The following is a 470-nucleotide window of genomic DNA, read 5'->3' as shown; positions in this document are numbered from 1 at the left end:
TAGCAGCTCGCCGGGCTGTCGGGCCCGGGGTAGGACCCCGAGCAGCCGATCACCGTCAGCCTCATCCTGGTCTCCCCCCGACCGGTGTGCGTCCGCCGGCGTACTGCGCCGCCGTGACCATCTCGGGACCCAGGAAGCGCCGCCCGATCGTCTCGAACTGCTCGGGCGAGCCGGTGGTCCAGAAACGGTACGCGGGGTCGCCCCCCGCGCGCATCAGCCCCGTGTCGGCCAGCACCCGGTAGACGTCCTTGGCGCACTCCTCGGCGCTCGAGACCAGGCTGACCTCCTCCCCCATCACGTAGGAGATGACCGCGGTCAGCAGCGGGTAGTGCGTGCAGCCGAGGACGAGGGTGTCCACGCCCGCGGCGGTCAACGGGTCGAGGTACTCGTGGGCGGCGGCCAGCAGCTCGTCGCCGCCGGTCACCCCGGCCTCCACGAAGTCCACGAACGACGGGCACGCGCGGGTGTGC

1 protein-coding gene is annotated in these 470 nt (G+C 72.3%); it reads right to left on the bottom strand.

All coding sequences use genetic code 11. The features are described 5' to 3' along the window. Window positions 1–61 precede the first annotated feature (61 nt). A partial coding sequence (locus NBZ85_RS31745; protein WP_498041290.1) for an aspartate/glutamate racemase family protein occupies window positions 62–470 on the bottom strand: 409 nt, incomplete at its 5' end.

The organism is Frankia tisae (assembly GCF_025403405.1).
In the GTDB taxonomy this organism is placed as follows: Bacteria; Actinomycetota; Actinomycetes; order Frankiales; family Frankiaceae; genus Frankia; species Frankia tisai.
Note: the sequence above shows the minus strand (reverse complement) of the source record. Positions and strands in the feature narration are given on the sequence as shown.